7 protein-coding genes are annotated in these 20,281 nt (G+C 55.5%); 4 read left to right on the top strand and 3 right to left on the bottom strand.

Translation table 11 applies throughout. The features are described 5' to 3' along the window. Positions 1-201: 201 nt before the first annotated feature. Positions 202-1,446: a hypothetical protein gene (locus Pla52nx_RS31805; RefSeq protein ID WP_146519232.1), complete on the top strand. Its 1,245-nt coding sequence runs from the start codon at positions 202-204 to the stop codon at positions 1,444-1,446. Positions 1,447-1,513: 67 nt separating this feature from the next. Here the strand turns inward: Pla52nx_RS31805 and Pla52nx_RS31800 are convergent, their stop codons facing one another. Together Pla52nx_RS31800 and Pla52nx_RS31795 are read right to left on the bottom strand one after the other, a co-directional pair. After that, positions 1,514-2,239, bottom strand: a complete 726-nt coding sequence (locus tag Pla52nx_RS31800) for a class I SAM-dependent methyltransferase (protein ID WP_146519233.1) — start codon at positions 2,237-2,239, stop codon at positions 1,514-1,516. A gap of 1 nt (position 2,240) precedes the next feature. Beyond that, positions 2,241-11,294: a type I polyketide synthase gene (locus Pla52nx_RS31795; RefSeq protein ID WP_197454418.1), complete on the bottom strand. Its 9,054-nt coding sequence runs from the start codon at positions 11,292-11,294 to the stop codon at positions 2,241-2,243. A 659-nt stretch (positions 11,295-11,953) separates the two neighbouring features. Here Pla52nx_RS31795 and Pla52nx_RS31790 point away from each other — a divergent pair. The 3 genes from Pla52nx_RS31790 (at position 11,954) to Pla52nx_RS31780 (ending at position 18,390) form a co-directional block, all read left to right on the top strand. Continuing rightward, complete coding sequence (locus Pla52nx_RS31790) at positions 11,954-15,934, top strand: PVC-type heme-binding CxxCH protein (protein WP_146519235.1); 3,981 nt, start codon at positions 11,954-11,956, stop codon at positions 15,932-15,934. 159 nt (positions 15,935-16,093) lie between these two features. Continuing rightward, on the top strand, positions 16,094-17,233 hold the full coding sequence (locus Pla52nx_RS31785; protein ID WP_146519236.1) for a c-type cytochrome: 1,140 nt from the start codon (positions 16,094-16,096) through the stop codon (positions 17,231-17,233). A 98-nt stretch (positions 17,234-17,331) separates the two neighbouring features. Beyond that, entirely contained in the window at positions 17,332-18,390 is a 1,059-nt protein-coding gene (locus Pla52nx_RS31780) for a class I SAM-dependent methyltransferase (RefSeq protein WP_231741848.1), read from the top strand. Here the strand turns inward: Pla52nx_RS31780 and Pla52nx_RS31775 are convergent. After that, complete coding sequence (locus Pla52nx_RS31775) at positions 18,366-20,279, bottom strand: DUF1592 domain-containing protein (protein ID WP_197454419.1); 1,914 nt, start codon at positions 20,277-20,279, stop codon at positions 18,366-18,368. The genes Pla52nx_RS31780 and Pla52nx_RS31775 overlap by 25 nt on opposite strands. Positions 20,280-20,281: the final 2 nt, after the last annotated feature.

Genomic DNA, 20,281 nt, shown 5'->3' with positions numbered 1-20,281 from the left:
GTGTTCAAACGCCGCAGGAGAATAACGTCCTGGTAGTGTTTTCCTAGATTCATCTTGATCGCAGCCGTAAAGGCTGTCAACGCAATTCACCGTATGGCGATGTGTACCAATTTCGCGCCGCGGGTCACGACTGGACGAGCTGAGTTCTGATACCCTTTGTATCAGTTCGGTGCAGCTCCAATATCACTAGGAATCCCCCTGATGCAGACGATCCTGGTTACCGGTGGCCGAGCACCTGCAGCACTAGAGCTGGTCAGGCTGTTGCATGCCTCAGGCTACCGCGTGGTGATGGCTGAGTCGCTTCGCTGGCATCTCTCCCGTCAGTCCTGGGCAGTGGCTAGAAATTACTTCGTCCCCTGGCCGAGTCGAGAACCAGACAACTACGTCGACTCTATTGCTGAAATCATTGACAAAGAACAGGCAACCCTGCTGATTCCGACCTGCGAGGAAATTTATTATCTCGCCGAGCGACGTGAGCGCATACCGCACACATGCGTTCTACTGGCACCTGAGTGGCCGCAATTGCACACCTTGCACAGCAAATGGCTATTCATTCACCAGGCACGTCGGTATCAGTTGGCGGTTCCAGAGACCAAACTGCTGACCAGTCGCCGAGCGTGCGAACTGGAATTTGAATCAGGCCGCGAGCTTGTCTTTAAACCGGTCTACTCGCGATTCGCAAGCAGCACAGTGGTTCGCCCCAAGTGTCTGGATGATTTTGCCGCGGTCCAACCCAACCTCGAGTTTCCCTGGGTCGCGCAGGAATACATCAGTGGCCGCCAGTTGAGCACCTACAGCCTCGCCCATGAAGGGAAACTGCTGGCGCATGTGAACTACCCGATGAACTTCTCAACCGGCATCGGCCCCACGTTCGCTTACGAGCCGATCGCCCATCCCGCAATGCTGCAGTGGGTAGCCCAATTTGTCGCAGCGGAGCGATTCTCCGGGCAAATTGCTTTCGACTTCATCGAACGTGAGGATGGGTCTGTGATTGCAATCGAGTGCAATCCACGCTCCACCAGCGGGCTGCATTTGTTTCGCAGACGGATCGATTTAGGACACGCGTTCGTTCATCCTGAGCAACATACGGGACCGATGCTCGTCCCCCGATCACGTCGGCCGGTTCAACATACTTTGATCCTGTTGTTGTGGGCAATCGGCTACGTGCGTTCGTGGAGTGAGCTGAAACGTTGGGCACGCACGTTCATTTGGGGAAAAGACATTCTGCTCTCCGTGCATGATCCATTACCGTTACTCATGTTTGGATTCAATCTGCTCCCCGTACTTGCACGTGCACGCAAGTACTCCGTGAACATCGACCAAGCAGCGACAATGGACATTGAATGGAACGGCCCAACGAAACAGGCACCTACGAAACAGGTACCTACGAAACAGGCACCCACGAATGAGATAACGGCGTCTGAGTCACTCTTGGCAGACAAGTGAATAGGACGTCGTGTGCCATTCCTTCACGACAGGTATTGTTGCCAATGCTAAGAGTCGATGTTGTGCACTAACCGCTCTTGTTGCCGATGAACTGGTAGTAGGGTGCCGAGAAGAATGGCCCCAGGAGCTTGCTGACGTGTTCGGCAAAGTAGGATGGTTGGAAGTATTCGTGCAAGTAATAGATGTGATCAGGATTTGGATGAACGCCATTCTTAGCAAATGCGTTGGGAGCGAAGGTTCGGCAAGCCCAGTCATGCCGAACCCAGCCATTGTCGGGGCGATAACGCGAGACGTAGTAGTCCACAACGGCGATGACTCCACCGGGGCGGAGGATTCGCCGAGCGTTGTCGATCGCTGCAAACCAGTTGGGAATCATGGTCAGCGAGTACGAGAAAAGGATGACGTCGGCCGATGTGGGCGGCGAAAACTTGGTTGCGTCTTCGAGGTGCGTGGTGACGTTCCGCCAATTGCGACTCTTGATGCGTTTTTGAGCGATCTGGATCATCGAAGGTGACAAGTCGACCAAGTGCAAATGCTGAATCTCGTCAATCCGGTCCCCCAGCAGCTCCAGGTTTGAGCCAGTGCCCGCTCCCAGTTCAATCCAAACGGAGTTCTTCACGACCGGAATCAGATCGATCAATCCCTGACGGCCATGCAGCATGCGACTACGGGTGTCGTCATACGACTCCGCCTGCCGTGCGTAAAAGTTCTCCAGTCGCTCGGCATGATTGTCGCCACGATCCCTGTTCGCGATCAACCGGCAGATGGTTTTCATTCGATTGAGTGGAGACATGCTAGTTCTCGTCGATCAGCATCGAAGCCGCTGCTTGTTGTGAGGCGTCGCTCTCACCATCGATCGATGTTTGGCCAGGAGAGATTATTCCGGAGCGAACAAAGTGATTGACATAGGTGGAAATCAAATCCAGCGACACGGTGGGGCAAAGCACCCCTGTGTCAGCCAGCATTTCATCCAACTGACCACAGTCAAAGTTCATTTTGATCAAATCTGCAGTTGGTCCCGTCAGTCGGACTTCAGGAATCAGCGGCAGTAGTCCAGACAACATCGTGCTCTCATCATCCCGCGTGCTCTGACGAAGTTGTTCTAACCATTTGTCATACGGTTGCATCTGCACGTCATAGCCTAACTCGGCCAGCCATCTGACGACGGTCTGCCATTGAATCGCATCTCGATTCACCAAGTGGTAGTTGCGACTGGAATTCTCTCGAGACATCAGTAGAGTGGCGATCGCTTTGCCGACGTAGTCTACCGGCGTGAACGTGATCCTTGTTTCGTCTGCGGGACAACAGCCGAGCTGGATTGCACTGGCCAGCATTCGTGAGATCACGTCATCGCTGCAGATTCCGGTACGACTATCACCTGTGATGATTCCAGGCCGATAGATAGTGACAGGCATGCCGCGTCGTCGTGCTTCCTGAACCAAGTGATCGGCAACCCACTTTGTCTGGAGATATCCGCCAAACAGAAACTCATGGCGAGAGGGATCATCGCTCTCACTCACCGTGTTCAGTTCAAGGTGATCCAGAATTGAGAACACGAACAGTGTCGAGACGTGGTGATAGGATTTGATCCTACGATGACTAGCAAATCGCAACACCTCAAGCGTGCCAGCGACATTGACGGGTTTCAATTGCTCATAGTTCTGCAAAAAGCTAATACCTGCCGCATTGTGCAACACCAATTCGACCTCGTCCGCTAATCGATCGTAGGTCATCTGATCAATACCCAAACGTGGCAATGTTACATCGCCAAGAACGACATGGATCCTCTCCGCAAATCCCGGATTCCAAAGGCAATATTTTTCTTGGTTCTCTTGAAGTCGTTGGATTGCCGCTGCTGCAGAATCCGCCCGGACGAGACAATGGATCTGAAGCTGCGGATTGCTCTCAAGCAGATAGTGAAGCAGGTAAGCACCGAGGAAACCTGTCCCGCCAGTGACCAAAATGCATTGAATCGGTTGCCGCTGGTGCATCTGCGCTCGCAATCGCTCAGCAAAGTCATCGCCTAGCACATCATCTGGCAATTGGGCTTCCGATACTAAATCGATCGAGTCGCAGCCTTGCAATTCATCTTTGAATTCGTCTGCCATCGCCAGCAGACCCGCAATGGCAGCCTCCTGCTGCGGATGCGTACTCAAACGCGCGACGTGATTCGCAAGGACATCGGAACGCTCTGCCGACTCGACCGCTTCATTCACAGGGGTTTCCGTTTTCTCCAATTGAGCGAGCAGCAGACTCGTCAGCTTTTGGACGGTCGGCCCCTGCATCAATTCGACGACCGGAACATTGACTCGCAACTCGCCTTCGATCCAGTTGCGAAGTTCAAATCCCATCAAAGAGTCGAGTCCCAGATCCATCAAAGATCGATCGAGCTCGATTTTCTCTGGTCGCGTACCCAAGACTCGAGCAACCTTTTTCTGGACGATACTCAGCATGATATCCGTTCGTTCCTCTGGAGCCGTGGCCAAAACCAGCAAACGAATGTCGCTGCCCGAATGTGATTTTGCTTCCTCGCCTTCTGCCGACGTATGCATCAACTGACTGAATCGAAGTGATCGCGCCATCGTAGAAGCAAATTGGCGAAGACGAGTCCAGTCCACACGCATGACCGACATCTGATTGATCGGAAAGGCCATCAGACCTCCAAGGATCGGCAGTCCTTCGCTTGGTGCAATCGGTCTGACTCCTTGCTGAGCGAATCGCTCTGCAAGTTTTTCATTGCCGGCTGCTACGCCGAGATCGCCCAAGTATCCCCAGTTGACCGTCAGTGCCGGTTGCCCGATCGATTTCCTGTATTCGGCGAGGCCGTCTAAGAAGGCATTGGCGGCCGAATAGTTGGCTTGACCCGCGTTTCCGAGGGTCGAACTGGTGGAGGAGTGGCAGACAAAGAAATCCAACACGTGATCTTGCGTGGCGTTGTGGAGATGCCATGCTCCGTTTAGCTTTGGCGCGCAAACACGCTCAATGCGATCTCGATCGAGCTGCAAGATCAAGCCATCGTCCAAGACAACCGCAGCGTGCATGATTCCGCGGAGCGGAGGCAGATTACTCTTGATTCGCCGGATCAAGCCGGCTACTTGATCCGCTTGCGAAACATCTACTTGCTCAATGACAATTCGCACGCCGCGTTGCTCCAGCTTTCGCACCAACTGCTGGCCTTCGACAGTTGAAACACCGCTTCTGCTGGCGAGCACGAGACAACGCGCTCCCTGATCCGCCATCCACTGAGCCAAATGACTTCCCAGGCCGCCGAGGCCCCCAGTCAACAGGTAAGTCGCATCGGCTCTGAACCGAACAGTCGTTTCCGTTGGATCGCGAACCGGGCGAACGGGTTGGCCTTTCATGTCAACCACCACCTTGCCGATGTGCTTCGCTTTGCTCATGTAGCGAAACGCATCAACCAACTCAGTGGCAGGGAAGACGCGATGGGGCAGCGGCATGATCTTACCCGTCTCAGCATCGGCGACAATTTCGCGAAAGATCTGCGAGCAGAGATCGGGTTTCTCTCGTAGGGCTCGATCGAGATCGATTGCCGCGAAGGTGACGTTCTTGCGAAATGCACGCATCCCCAAGGCAGTGTTGGCGTAGATATCGCGTTTGCCAATTTCTAGAAAACGACCGTAATCCGCGAGAATGGACATCCCCTTACTGATCGCTTCGCCGGAGAGTGAGTTGAGGATCAGATCGACTCCTCGATCGGCCGTCTGCTCACGAATCTCATCGGCGAATGCGAGCGTACGTGAATGCATCACATGGGGTACACCAAGAAATTTCAGTAACTCACGTTTCGAGATCGTCCCAGCGGTCGCGTACAGTTCCGCCCCTGCGGTCTGCGCCAACTGGATTGCGGCTAGGCCGACGCCTCCGGTGGCCGCATTGACAAGAACTTTTTCGCCGGACTCCATCCGACCGACATAATGCAATGCGTAGCGTGCCGTCAAGAAAGCGATCGGTAGAGTCGCTGCCTCGAACATTGTGAGTTGCTTGGGCTTGTGCGCCACCAATCGGTGATCGGTATACGTGTGGCTTGAGATCGCCATGGGCGTGATGCAAACGACTTCATCGCCGATCTGGAAATCGGTCACTTCATCACCGACTTTGGTAACGACTCCCGCACACTCGATCCCGACGGGAACAAACCCCTCCTGCAGTCCTGGATAGAGTCCCAGTGCTTTCATCACATCCGAGAAATTGAGCGCTGCGGCATGCACTTCGACTTCAACCAGCGTCGGCGAGCCTAGCTGTCTGGGCAATTCGGCGGGACGCAGACGCATACCGTCAAGTGCGCCGTAGTCGGAGAGATGAAGACGATAGGGTTGCCCGGGTTCGTCGCCGCGATCCGAGTACTTGCTTAGTGAACTGGCTACCAGCCGATGCACAAATCGAGCTTCGTCTCTCAACGCGACTTCGTCTTCGCCCGACTCCCCCAGAATCTCATTGACCAACGCTCGAAGTTCATTCTCGGTCGCAACGCCGAGATCAACCAGACGGCAATGCAGGTGTGGAAACTCATTCATGACCACTCGGCCGGTTCCCCACAACGGAGTTTGCCCGACGGCGTGAGTTAACGACAGATTGCCAACAGACTGAGCGCAACGAGACGCTAGCCAGTATCGAATCGGTAAGGCACCGTGAATCAGAGTCCAAGCTTGGCAGATCAAAATCGGAGCTAAAACATTAAATGTTTGCACTGCCTGAAGTGATGCGGGGTCGACAGACAGTTCAGGCACATTGTGACTCCACAGATAGACCACCTGCGTGAGAGCGCGCTCACTGATCGATTTCAGCAATCGCTGATAGTCCTCAAGCGAGGTCGGGTCGATCGAGAAATGATCATGGCTGATTTCGGCAAACGACTCTGCCGCGTGGACAAAGATTGCCGATTGTCCCTGTTGCCGCGCAAGCTCCGCTAGCTCAACAGCAACATTCGATGTATCGGCAAAGATCAGCCAATCGCCGCCATCGATCGCCTGGGTATCCGAAATGTCTGCAATTGCAAGTTCCTGGTGTTCCGTCGTCGAGTCCGCTTGAGCAGCCGCATCGCCGAAAGATCGCTGTGCAACAATCACTGAACGTGTCACGTCAGTGGATTGGAGATCAGGATGGAGCACTCTGGCATCGTCGAACCCGGCCGAGAAAAGAACGTCATACCAATTTGCAATTGACTGATGAGTCAGGTCCCGTTCAGCGTCCCTCAAACCCAGCGTCAAGTCATAAAGGCGATCACCTTTGTCCGATGTGATCAATAGCAAGACACCGCCGGGAACTAAGCGATTGTGTAGGCGGCGGATTGCATCCTCCAGGTCGTCGCCAGGACACAACACATCATCCGCGACGATCACCTCGTATTGGAAATTCTCTTGATCCTCTTCGGCTTGTGCAAATCCGTGCTCCGAGACATCGGCAGAAACGTATTCGACGAGACCGGCAGGCAATGCGGCTAGAATTTCGGCGGCCAGTCGGTCACTGCCTCCTTTCAAATCCAGGATTCGTGCCTTGCGGCCTGGATTCATGTCATGGAACAAACTGGCAATGAACTGAGCCGACAATCGAAACACGACGTGCGCAGAAGGCGAACTGACCCAGTATTGTTCGCGCACTTCATCGCTATCATCGGGAGCAAGTAGCGTTGACGGGTCGAGTTCACCTCGCAGGATTGCGGGCAGTCGATCTGCACATCGCGCGAGCAGCATCAGTTGTGGGTACGCAACGGGGTGGGAATGAAACAGTCGGCGCAACGCAGCGAGCCATGGTCGATCGTTTGATTGCGATGCCTTACTGAAGCCCTCCATCAGTTCAAAACCGCTGTCACATCTTTCGACCATGCGATCTTGAACCAAGATATCCAACAAGCGACGCATGAGCCCACAACGATTCGCCGGGATGTTCAGGAGACTGGACACTGCGTCAAAGCTAACCACGGTTCCTGGTTTACCACGCAGACCAAGATCACGCATCGCACCGGCGACCACGGCACCGCAGATGGGATGCAACTGGGATTGCAATTCCGATTCGCTGTCGACCGCAGCGACCAGCACGTCCCAGGATTGTGTTTCTGTTACGCTGAATGCGTCGACACAATCGGCGAGCAACGGAAGCCGATGTCGCTTTACGTCGGTGTTCGGGTGTGGCTGTAGCTTCCATTCATACTCGTACAACAGGCCACTGGTCGTTTCAGCATTGCCGTCAACGGTACCGACCAGGGTTTCCTTGAAGCCTCGGATTTCGGCAATCAACTCTCCGTCATCGTCAAAGATAAAGACATCGGAGCTTGATTGATCCTTGAATCTTTCCAGCATGCGAACGTAGGTCCACATGCGTTGATTGGGTCTTTTATACAGTCGCACCTCATCGTATCCGCTCGGCATGAAAATCTCGGCCTTGCGAATCCGTTCCTCCAAGTCACCGAGGTTATTACTTGTGCGATTGTGGGTCATGAAGCAACCAAAGTTGCCTTGCAGGCATGCATCCAACACAGCCGGGTGAAACAAGTAATCATCAAAGTCTGCCTCACATTCCGGTGGCACGTCCACGCAACCGAGCATTTCTCCGATGCCCAGTCGGATTTGCGTGAGCCCTCGGAAAGAGGGACCGAAAGGGAATCCACAACGACGGAAGAAGTCGTAAAAGACCTTTGCCGGCAAGGACTCGATGCACCGCCGCCGAACATCTGATAACTCCGGTTTAATGGAAGGAGGGACCGGAGCCCTTTCACGCAAATAGCCGGTGCAATGAACCGTCCAGGGGCGATGAGGTTGGCCAAGAGGCTGCGTCTCGATCGAATAGCGTCCCGTCCTGATGTCCAGGATGGTGTGCGTCATTAAGGTCTCTTTCACGGGCATGAACGCGGCCTTGAGCAACTCCACATCGGTGATCACGAAGTTCCCTTCGCCGTGTACTTCTCGGCCGAGCGCCATCCCCATTTCTAGAAACCCGGTTCCCGGCATCAGGACATGACCTTGAATCTGGTGGTCCACCGCAAATGGCTGAATTCGCGTGTCGATGAAACCTTGATAGACCATCCGTGAACCAGGCACGCGGGCGCCAAGGATTGGGTGACCTTCGCAGGGTAAACGCGACACCCGTGAATCCTCGGACTCGGACCAGTAAGATTGTTTGTGCCACGGATAAGCAGGCAGCGGCAGAAAGGTTGCTGTTGGCGCAAGCACCGGCCACTGAACCGAACAATGCAAACCGTAGAGTTTCCCGAGAGACTTGAGCAATTCTGCTCGCTCTGGCTGACCTCTTCGCAGACTGGTGACCACATCAGCTTGTTGACCTTTGGCGGCAAAGCACTCTCCGATCGCACCGGCGAGAACAGGGTGGGGGCTGATCTCCAGGAATATCGCTTGATCGCTTTCCGGCATCTGATTCATTGCGTCGAGGAAGAGCACTTTCTGGCGAACATTTTTCCACCAATAGTCCGCCCCGAGTTCATGCCCATCGATGGTTTGCCCCGTTACGGTCGAGACCATCGGGATCGATGAAGCCTGAGGCCTGATGTCGGCGAGTGAGTTCACCAGTTCCTTGCGAACGGGATCCATTTGTTGGCTATGGAATGCGTAGTTGACTTTCAGACGGCGAGTGAAGATCCTCATCGACTCCAAGTCATGTTCCATTTGTGCGATCATGCTTGTGTCGCCCGAGAGGGTTACGGTCGATGGGCCGTTCACCGCTGCCAAGTCAATTCGATGTTTCCATGGGCGAATGTACTTGGTGGCTTCGTCTGGCGTCATGGAAACTGCCAGCATCGCTCCGGCATCTCGCACAACTCCCATGGTTTGCCCACGAAAGAAGATCACTTTCACGGCATCTTTGAGATTCAAGATGCCTGCAGCGTATGCAGCAGCGACTTCTCCCACCGAGTGTCCGACAACGACATGCGGTTTGATCCCCCATGATTTCCAAAGCTCCACCAGGCCCACTTGGATTGCAAAGATCGCTGGTTGAGCATACGTCGTGTCGTTGATACGAGTGGTTGCTTCGTCGCGTGACAGTTCCGTTAGTAAAGACCAGACGCCGAGCTCTTGAATCAGCGAGTCGCAACGCGCGACGATATCGCTAAAAACGGGTTCACTTCGTAAAAGCTCTCTGCCCATCGCCCACCACTGGGGACCTTGGCCGGAGAACACAAACGCGATTGGCCGAGCCCCACCCCGTTGAGGGTGATCCGATTTCATCGACGGATCACTGTCGTTCTCTGCCAATTCGAGGAGACGCAGCTTGAGTTCGTTCTTGTCTCGTGCCACGACGCAAGTGCGAAAATCATGGTGACTTCGTCGCTGTGAAGTGGTGTAAAGGATGTCGGACAGTGAAGCGTCGGACCACATCCCTCCGTCCTGCATTGCGTCTGCGTAAGTTTTTGCCATCGCTCTGAGGGATTCGGGACACTTTGCGGAAATCGGCATGAACCCTACGCGACGATGGTTTGCGTTTCCGCTCTGCCGCACCGGTAGAGGTTGATACTCACGCAAAACCACATGAACGTTAGTACCTCCAAACCCGAATGAATTGATCCCTGCGTAGGCCGGGCCGTTGCCTACGGGCAACTCCGTCATCTCGGTTGGCACTTTGAGTCGAAGTGCCGTAAAGTCAATCTCAGGATTGGGATCGTTGAAGTGCACGTTGGGAGGAACTTGGCGATGCTTGAGGACGAGCGCCGCCTTGATCAAACCGGCAATTCCAGAACCTGCTTCGAGATGCCCGATGTTGGTTTTCACGGATCCGATCAGACATGGATTGTCAACATTGCGGCCGCGTCCCAGGATGGAGCCCAAAGCATTGGCCTCGATCGGATCGCCGATGGGTGTTCCTGTGCCGTGCGCCTCGACATAGCGGATCTGCGACGGTTCGATTCGCGAGCGACGACACGCTTCTAGAACCAGAGCTTGTTGCGACGCCTCACTGGGCATCGTCAATCCGGGCGTGTGCCCGTCCTGGTTACATGCTGAACCGGCAACGAGTGCATAAATCCGGTCACAGTCTACCAAGGCTTGTTTCAACGGTTTGAGCAGGACACTGCAACCTCCCTCTGCGCGAACAAAACCGTTGGCCGATGCATCAAAAGCCTTGCATCGACCATCCGGCGACAGCATGCCCATCGCCGTGAAGCCGACATAGGTGGACGGAGCACAAATGAAATTGACACCTGATACCATCGCCATCGACGATTCACCACTACGAATGCTGTTGACGGCCATGTGGCAGGCGAGCAATGACGAGGAGCAAGCAGTATCGACGGCAAAACTTGGCCCTTTCCAGTTCATGACAAACGAAAGTCGATTTGCACAGATCGAAAGCGCTTGTCCCGTGTTGGTGTACGGTCCCGCGCCGCTGACGTCATTGAATGTGTTTTGCATCAACCCATAGTCAAAGGTTGACACACCAACAAAGACGCCGACGTTCGTACCTGCCAGCAATTCGACTCGCTGCCCGGCGTCCTCCAACGCTTCCCACGCAGACTCCAGAACCAATCGTTGTTGCGGGTCCATGCAGGCGGCTTCACGTGGAGAAATCCCAAAGAAGCCTGGATCGAACTTGTCAATGTCTTTGACGAATCCGCCCCATTTCGTGATGATCTTTCCTTGCTGGCCTAGCTCACTGTCATAAAACTTGAATTGGTCCCAGCGAGTCGAAGGCACTTCTTCGATCGTGTCGACCCCGTCACACAGGATTCGCCAGTAGTCGTTAGGGCTCTTGATGTTGCCCGGCAAGCGACAACCGATCCCAATGATCGCGATCGGCTCGTCGATTGACTCGCGTTCCCCAAAGCAAGCCGGGCTTGGCAACTGTTCATCTGGTACACTTGAGTGAGACGCGATGAAATTCATGATGCTTCTCTGTAGGCGGTGATTGCCGAACTTCTTGAGCACTTGTCTTGGAAAGAGATTAATCACCGGAGACACGTGTTGTTGCTGAGGTAGCAAAGCATGTGCCTCATCCATCAGCCGATTGGTAGCAGCAGTCGGTCAGAGTGTGCGATTCGAATGATGCAGATAGCTAGACCGAACAAATTTTCTCGAAGCAATCGTGAATGCCTCGGACTGTGTGATCGCGGTGTGCGATATGGACCGTTTCAGGGCGAGGTTTCGAATTCAAGTGTCCCGCTATATTCGCCTGTGTGCGATATTCGTCTGTGCACGATGCAACCATTCGGACCGGCCGGATTGAAGGTTAGCGGCGTCGCCTGCCTCTGCCCGAGTCGCGAATCGTCCGGCTAACGAGGCTCAGCTACTTGAAAGGCGTTTTTCCACGTGTTCTTTGTTGCAAACGGAGTCAATCGTCCTATGCCGGCCAATGCGATCACCAACGGGGAAATCTCCGTGGATGAGCGTTGGCTGCAAATCGGCGCCAGCCAAAACGGCGATCGGCGAGACCAAGAAATCCTTGCGCAGAGTGGCTATAATCGTCCCCAGCGTTCCTTCCAGGCCTGCAAGACTCGCTTCATGGCCGCTCACCCCCCCCCGCTGATTCCCACGAGGCTTGAAATATGCGATCGCTTCGCTTGTTCATTTTCCTACCCCTGCTGTTTCTCTTCGCCGGAAACGTCGGTGCCGCCGAAGACGGTTTCGTCTCACTGTTCGATGGCAAGACGCTGGAGAACTGGGATGGCAACCCAAAGTTCTGGAGTGTGCAGGACGGAACGATCACCGGCCAGACGACGGCGGACAATCCGACGAAGGGAAACACGTTCCTGATCTACCGCGGTGGTGAGTTCGGCAACTTTGAGTTGCGGTTCGAGTACAAGATCATCGGCGGCAACTCCGGCGTTCAATATCGCAGTTTTGAGCCCGATGCCGAAAATCAAAAATGGGTGGTCGGTGGCTACCAGGGTGATTTCGAAGCAGGTGATACCTACTCGGGAATCCTCTACGGCGAAAAGTTCCGCGGCATCCTCGCCAACCGAGGCCAGAAAACCGAACTGGTTCGCAACGACGGAAAGTTCACCGTCAAGGTCGTTGGCTCCGTGGGTGAGTCGGCAGAGATTCAATCCAAGATCAAGAAAGAAGACTGGAACGAATACTCCATCACCGCCGACGGATTCCATTTCGTCCATAAGATCAACGGTGTGCCCACCGCCGAGTGTACGGACAACGACACCGAGCAGCGACGTGACTCAGGCATCATCGCCCTGCAGTTGCACGCCGGACCGCCGATGAAGGTTCAGTTCCGTAACATTCGCCTCAAGAAACTCGACGATGCCGTGAGCAAAGCGAGCGGCGAAAAGAAGAAGGTCGTTTTCATCGCAGGCAGACCGAGTCACGGCTACGGTTCACACGAGCACTACGCTGGAAGCCAACTGTTGGCCAGCGCGCTTGCTGAGGCGATGCCGAACTTTGAAGTCCAAGTGTTCCGCAACGGCTGGCCACAGGAAGGAGCCCAAGCGTTGGCCGACGCCGATTCGGTGGTCGTGTACTGTGACGGCGGCGGCGGACACTTGTTGAACCCGCACCTGGATGAATTTGATCCGATCATGAAGAAAGGTGCCGGACTGGTCTGCATTCACTACGGCGTGGAAACGGTCAAGGGAAAACCGGGCGATGCGTTTTTGGACTGGATGGGCGGCTACTTTGAGCCTCATTGGTCCGTCAATCCTCACTGGTCCGCCGACTACACCTCGTTTCCAGATCACCCGACGACGCGAGGTGTGAAACCCTTCAAGATCAATGATGAATGGTACTTTCACATGCGGTTTCGCGACGGCATGAAGGGCGTCACGCCGATTTTGTCGGCGCATCCGCCGGAGGAAACCATGCGACGCGGCGATGGTCCCCACAGTGGTAACCCTGCTGTTCGCAAAGCGGTTGCCAACGGTGAAATCCAGCACATGGCTTGGGCCGCCGAGCGAGACGGCGGTGGCCGCGGCTTTGGTTTCACCGGCGGACACTTTCACTGGAACTGGGGCGACGAAAATTTCCGCAAGGTCATGCTCAACGCGATCGTCTGGACCGCGCACGGGGAAGTGCCCGCCAATGGCGTGACCACCGCGAATCCGACTCAAGAAGACCTGGAAGCGAATCAGGACGAACCCAAACCGGGTGAACAAAAGAAGGTCGGTCGCAAGATCAAGCGGTCTGTGATCAACGCAAACGCCAAGTCAGCAGGTGCGAAACCGATCTTCGCGAGCAAGACGATCACCAAGGCTGCCAACGGCGTCGATATCAACGTGGAACTCGGCGATGCAAAAGAGCTGTACCTCGTCGTCACCGATGGAGGCAATGGTTACGGGTGTGACTGGGCCGACTGGGGCGAACCCCGTTTGACGGGGCCGGCCGGCGAGATGAAGCTGACGGACTTGAAATGGAAGTCCGCCACGACAGATTTCGGCCAAGTTCGAGTCGACAAAAACGCGGGCGGCGCGAAACTGCAAATCAACGGCAAGCCAGTCGCATACGGCTTCGGAACGCATGCCAATTCCGTCATCGCGTTTGATCTGCCGACCGGGTACAACCGGTTCCAAGCACGCGCGGGACTGGACAACGGAGGAACCGATCAAGGCAGTTGTGGTGATTCCAGCAGCGTTGAGTTCCTGGTTTACACGAGCAAGCCCCCGACACCGTCGGGAACCGGCGGCGGAGGGTCACGAGAAGCTTCGGCTGCGCTGGATGGATTGGAGGTCGGCGAGGGATTGGCAGCGAGCTTGTTCGCAGCCGAACCGCAATTGCTGAGCCCCTCGAACATCGACATCGATCATCGCGGACGTGTTTGGGTCTGCGAAATCGTGAACTATCGCAAACATCTGGGCCAACGCCCCGAGGGCGACCGCATCCTGATCTTGGAAGACACCGACAGCGACGGACAGGCCGACAAGGAAACGGTCTACTACCAAGGAACCGATATCGATTCACCGCACGGTGTCTGCGTGTTGGGCAACAAGGTGATCGTGTCCGCTGGCGACAAAGTCCAAGTGTTCACCGACACCGACGGCGATGACAAGCCGGACAGCAAAGAGGTGCTGTTCAGCGGCATCAGCGGTTCACAGCATGACCACGGCATCCATGCGTTCACGTTCGGGCCGGACGGCAAACTCTATTTCAATTTCGGCAACGCCGGTCGTGAGATCAAAGACAAAGATGGCAACTTGTTGGTCGATATGGCGGGCAATCGCGTGACGGTGGATCGCAAACCGTATCAAGAGGGAATGGTGTTCCGCTGCAATCTGGACGGCAGCGAGTTTGAAACGCTGGGCTGGAACTTTCGCAACAACTGGATGGTCACCGTCGATTCCTATGGCAGCCTGTGGCAGTCGGACAACGACGACGACGGCAACAAAGGTGTCCGCATCAATTATGTGATGGAGTTTGGGAACTACGGCTACAAGGACGAAAAGACGGGTGCCGGATGGAAGACCGCTCGAACGGGCATGAGCAATGAAGTCCCACTGCAACACTGGCACCTGAATGATCCAGGCGTCGTTCCGAACCTTCTGCAAACCGGCGCCGGTTCACCCACGGGAATCACCGTTTACGAAGGCGACTTGTTGCCGATGTTCCGTGGTCAATTGTTGCACTGCGATGCGGGTCCGAACGTTTGCCGCGCCTACATTCTGTCAGACGACGGCGCCGGCTACAGTGCCAAGATACGAGACATCCTGACGGGAACGCAGGACAAGTGGTATCGTCCATCGGACGTTAAGATCGCTCCGGACGGATCGCTCGTGGTTGCTGATTGGTACGATCCCGGCGTCGGCGGGCACGGCATGGGTGACTTGGACAAAGGACGCTTGTTCCGTATCTTGCCGCTGGACCACAGCGGCAAATACAACGTTCCGAAGTTTGATTTCAGCACGGCCGATGGTGCCATCGAAGCACTCAAGAATCCGAACTACGCGACTCGCTATCTTGCTTGGCAAGCATTGCACAAGATGGGCCGTGGCGCAGAAGCGGCACTACAAAAAATGACGGCGTCAGACAACCCGATCTATCGCGCCCGGGCGCTGTGGTTGTTGGGCAAGATCGAAGGAAACGGTGCCAAGACTGTTCAACAAGCGTTGGCGGACAAAGATCCCAACATCCGCATCGTCGGCATCCGCTTGGCTCGTCAGCTCGAGATGAGTGTTGATCAATATGCCAACGCTGTCGTTCGCGATCCGTCACCTCAAGTCCGACGTGAACTGTTGGTTGCTCTCCGGCACAGCACCGCACCGCAAGCCGCCGAGCTTTGGGCGCAGCTTGCTCAACAGTACGACGGCAAGGACCGGTGGTACCTGGAGGCATTGGGCCTCGCATCGGATCCGCGTGCGGACGAGTTTTTCGCCACATGGCTGGAGCAAGTCGGCGAGGATTGGAATACGCCTGCCGGACGTGATATCGTTTGGCGAAGTCGGGCGGGTGATGCAGCGAGCTACTTGGTGAAGATCCTTCAGGATTCCAGCACCCCCGCGGATCAAACGGATCACTACATGCGTGCGTTCGACTTCCACGACGGGGCGAAAAAGGAAGCAGCGTTGAAGTCCTTGTTGGGACTGTAGGGTGCTCAAGTACGTCAGCCTTTCCAGGCTGACACAAACACCCGCACGTCAGCCTTTCCAGGCTGACATTATCTGTAGTACGTCAGCCTTTCTAGGCTGACATTATCTTTCGCATGTCAGCCTGGAAAGGCTGACGTACTTGAGGGCTGACGTAATTCTATGATTCTACGAACCACATTTGTTTTATTCGTTGCTGCTTTCCTGGCCGTGGATTTGGTCTGCGCGGACGAACCGCCCGCGTTGAACCCCAAGGACAAATTGGTTGTTGAAACGGTGCTGAGGATGAAGTCGTTTGACCTCAATTCCTCCGAACCCGCCAAAGCCGCCGTACTGCGATACCTCAAGTCACAGCCCGGAACGGATCAGTATTTTGAATTGATCGGGCGGTTTCAGCCGACCGAGATCACGGATGACCTTGTCGCATACAGCCTGAGTCATGCTGACGAGACCGGTGGCGTTCGCGCGGCAGATGCACTCTTTGCCATGGGCCAGGAAAAGGCGTTGTTGTCGATCGCGAAGGGCGACAACGCGGTCAAAGCAACTTCGGCGATCGGACTGATCGGTCGTTCCGGTGGAAAGAAAACGGTCACCATGTTGTTGCCACTGCTGACAGACTCTAACACAACGGTCGAGTTGCAGTCGGCAGCGATCGCCGCGTTGGGACGACAAACTGCCGGGCAAAAAGAAGTCCTCGGACTGGTGGCCGCTGGAAAGTTAGCCAACGAACTGAAATTTGCTGCGGCGAACGTTTTGTTGTCGTCTGACGACGAGGCGATTGCCGCCGAAGCGTCCAAATACCTGGAATTGCCTGCGACCAAAGACAGCAAGCCGTTGCCGACCGTCGCCGAACTGGTCAAACGCAAAGGCAATGTTGACGCCGGTGGAATCGTGTTCCGAACCGAAGGAACCTGCATCAACTGCCACAAGGTTCGCGGAGAAGGAAAAGAAGTGGGGCCAGACCTGACGGAGATCGGCAGCAAGCTGTCGCGCGAAGCCATGTATGTTTCCATCTTGGACCCAAGTGCTGCGGTGAGCCACAACTTTGAAACCTATTCACTGCTGACCGAAGACGGTAGCACCGTAACCGGATTGTTGATCAGCGAGACCGATCAGGCAGTGACTCTCAGGACCAGCGAAGGGATCGACAAAACCGTCGCTCAAGATTCGATTGAGATCCTGAAAAAACAATCCAAGTCGTTGATGCCGCAAGATCTGCAGCGACTGATGACAGTCGATCAACTTGTCGATCTGGTGGAATACCTGATGACGCTTCGCAAATCAGGCGGGGCCACGGATTGAGCTCACCCGGTCCACTTGACGCGTATGCGATAGCTGCTCGGCAGCACGCTCGAGAGCAACATCGTTGTGCGATTGAATTGGGCGACGTCGGATCGCTGGTGACAGTGGATCAGATTTTGGATCGTGAGCGGATTGTTGGCGATCCGGCATTTCTGCAATCGCTGGTGTTGGTTTACGGTGCATGGTGGGGCGAGTACCTGGCGTTGCATTTCGGTGGTCAATGGACGGGAGTCAGTGAGCCGACACCGCCCAAGTTATTGATCGGTGGAGTGATTTACAGCCCTCTTGATGCAGTACGACGCCGGTTGACCGATCCGAGTTCACCAAGCCTAAACGAACTCTCTGCAGCGCTGCGTCGTGACAAGGAATCGTCCAACATCCCGATCCAGCAACAAAACCGTCAAGCTTGGGACGATAAGGCAAACGATCCTCGCTTCGTGTTCAGCGGCATTTTGCCTGAGTCACGACAGGAGGCGTTGCAGGCCGTCGACCCTTGGTTGCGAGACGAAGTCTGTTTCAGTGGCGGATCCTTGTTGTGTTTGGCGGCGGGAGGGGGAACGCACGGGCCGCTGCACGCGATCGCGGGCGCGAACGTTACAGTCGTCGATTTCAGCTCTCTGCAACTCTCGATCGATCGACTGGTCGCCCAACGCATGGGGCTGTCGTTGCAACTGATCGAAGCGTCGATGGACGACTTGTCGATGTTGGGCGACGCGACGTTCGATGCGGTGCTGCATCCGGTCAGCTTGTGCTATGTGGCCGACGTCTGGCCTGTTTACCGAGAGATTGCACGCGTGTTGAAACCTAGCGGTGTTTATTTTTCACAGCAGAAACAGCCGGGCAGCCTGCAAGCCACCGATTTTGATCCCGCCAGCGGTTTTCGGATCGCTCACCCGTGTGATGAAGGACGACGTTTGCCTGGAGGAACGGAATGTAACGGCTATCGTGAAACCGGGACCGTGGAGTTCGTACACGGCCTCGACATGCTGCTGGGTGGGTTGTGCCGCAGCGGATTTATGATCGAAGAAATCTCGGAGCCGCCGCGTGGCGATGCTTGGGCACCAGAGGGCAGCCTGGAGCACCGCGCGAGATTTTTGCCGCCGTACTTGAAAATCAGAGCGAGGCGAAACGGTCAGTCGATCGGGTTGCGTCGGTAGCGGAACGGGACGCTCTTGGTGATCGCCACGACGATGGTTGCAAAACGGTACTCGTCCTGCTGAGCTGCTTTCAAGCAATCTTGAACGACGCATTCATCGCTGCCGTGCAAGCCACGGCCCAATGCGTAGATCAATAGGTTTCGAATGAGTGTCGCGGAGAACTCATCGCGTTTCTCCAACAGCAAATCTTTCAAGCCCACGGGACCGTCGAACTCTTCGCCACCGGTCCATTCACCGGAGGCGTCGATCGGTTGTCCGTTGTCCGTGTCACGCCAACGACCGATCGCGTCGTAGTTCTCCAGAGCAAAACCCAGCGGATCCATTTTGGCGTGGCAACTGGCGCACTCGGGTTTGCTACGATGCAGTTCCAGCAATTCACGCAACGTCTTGTGCGTGCCATCGTCGGCAACATCTTCCAGTGGCGGAACGTTGGGCGGCGGTGGTGGTGGTGGCGTTCCCAGTAAACGACCGGCGATGAAGTTTCCGCGTCGGGGAACATTGGTTCGAGCCGGGTCGGCCAACAGCATCGTCAGGGCAGCCGACGTGACCACACCGCCGCGTCTGCGATCGGCGAGCTGCACACGGCGAGGCTCTTTGCCAAAGTCACCATCAATACCGTAGTGCTCAGCAAGCGATTGGTTCAGGTAGGTGTAATCGGCATCAATCAGGTCGTTGACCGGTTGATTGTTTTGCACGATCTCGCTGCACAGCAGCCGCATCTCGTCCTGCATCGCTTGCCGCAGAGCTTCGTTGAATTGAGGGAATTGCTCGCGATCGGGTTGATGTGTCTGAGCGTCTCGCAGGGACAACCATTGACCGAAGAAGTTTTCTGCCAGAGCGAGGCTGCGTGGATCGGCTAGCATTCTGCGAGTTTCCTGCTCCAGAATGTCATCCTGTGAAAGTTTGCCGCCCGCAGCGAGATCCAACAGTCGATCGTCCGGTGGTCGTGACCACAGGAAATAGCTCAATCGCGTCGCCAGCTCATACTCGTCGACCGGATACGCTTCGTAGAGGCCGGGCCGATTCTGTTCAACACGCAAGAGAAACTTGGGTGAGATCATGACGGCCGACAACAGATGCCCGGTCGCTTGCTGGTGCGTCTGGTCTTTTTGACGGGCTTTGTCATAGAGCCCCATCAACTGATCGATATAGTCGGATTCGACAGGTCGACGAAAAGCGCGCGTGGCGAAACGTTCTGCCGCAGCTTTCGCTTGCACACGCTCGTCGTCGCGGTTGGCCGGCTTGTTGCCAAAGGCTCGTATGTAGAGTTCGGGTCGAGTATCTTTTTGCCGGATCAGCTCAGCGACAACTTTTTGCGCCGCGTCGAAATACTGTTGGACTTGAGAGGGCGCAAGGCTGAGGACTTCGCCCAAGTGATCAAAGCCGTACGCGCTGGCATCGGGCGGAAAGGTTTCCGCCAAATTCATCCGTAGTCCGGTCAAGTCCTCGATCGTCAAATCGTACTCGACACGGTTCAGACGTCGGACATTCGGGTACCCAGGATCGGCGGCCTCGCTGCAGTCGAGTTCCTCAAGGGTGCGGCGGATGAAACCGATCAAGTGTTGTCGCTGTTCGTCCGAGGGCTGACGTGCATCATCGGGCGGCATTTCACCTTGCTCGACAACCGACAGTGCCGTTTCCCAAGTGCGACGATGTTCCAGGATCTGCCGGATGTCTTCGTCTTGAGCGAGATTCACATCGCCGCTGGGCTCACTTTCATTGTGACACTTGACGCAGAACCGATTGACGATTGCTTGGACATTGCGGTCCCACGACAGAGGATCCTTGTCGCGTCCGGGCTGAGCCTGCGCGACCGTTGCCAGACAGATCCAAACGAGCGAACAAGCAACGACTGGACGCACCGTTGAGTGCCAAAATGAACGCAACATGA

The organism is Stieleria varia, assembly GCF_038443385.1.
In the GTDB taxonomy this organism is placed as follows: Bacteria; Planctomycetota; Planctomycetia; order Pirellulales; family Pirellulaceae; genus Stieleria; species Stieleria varia.
This window is presented reverse-complemented; position numbering and strand designations above follow the sequence as displayed.

Coding starts and splice junctions, on each gene's coding strand:
- Pla52nx_RS31805 (WP_146519232.1), top strand. CDS start 202: ATGCAGACGATCCTGGTTACCGGTGGCCGAGCACCTGCAGCACTAGAG.
- Pla52nx_RS31795 (WP_197454418.1), bottom strand. CDS start 11,294: ATGAATTTCATCGCGTCTCACTCAAGTGTACCAGATGAACAGTTGCCA.
- Pla52nx_RS31800 (WP_146519233.1), bottom strand. CDS start 2,239: ATGTCTCCACTCAATCGAATGAAAACCATCTGCCGGTTGATCGCGAAC.
- Pla52nx_RS31790 (WP_146519235.1), top strand. CDS start 11,954: ATGCGATCGCTTCGCTTGTTCATTTTCCTACCCCTGCTGTTTCTCTTC.
- Pla52nx_RS31775 (WP_197454419.1), bottom strand. CDS start 20,279: ATGTTGCGTTCATTTTGGCACTCAACGGTGCGTCCAGTCGTTGCTTGT.
- Pla52nx_RS31785 (WP_146519236.1), top strand. CDS start 16,094: ATGATTCTACGAACCACATTTGTTTTATTCGTTGCTGCTTTCCTGGCC.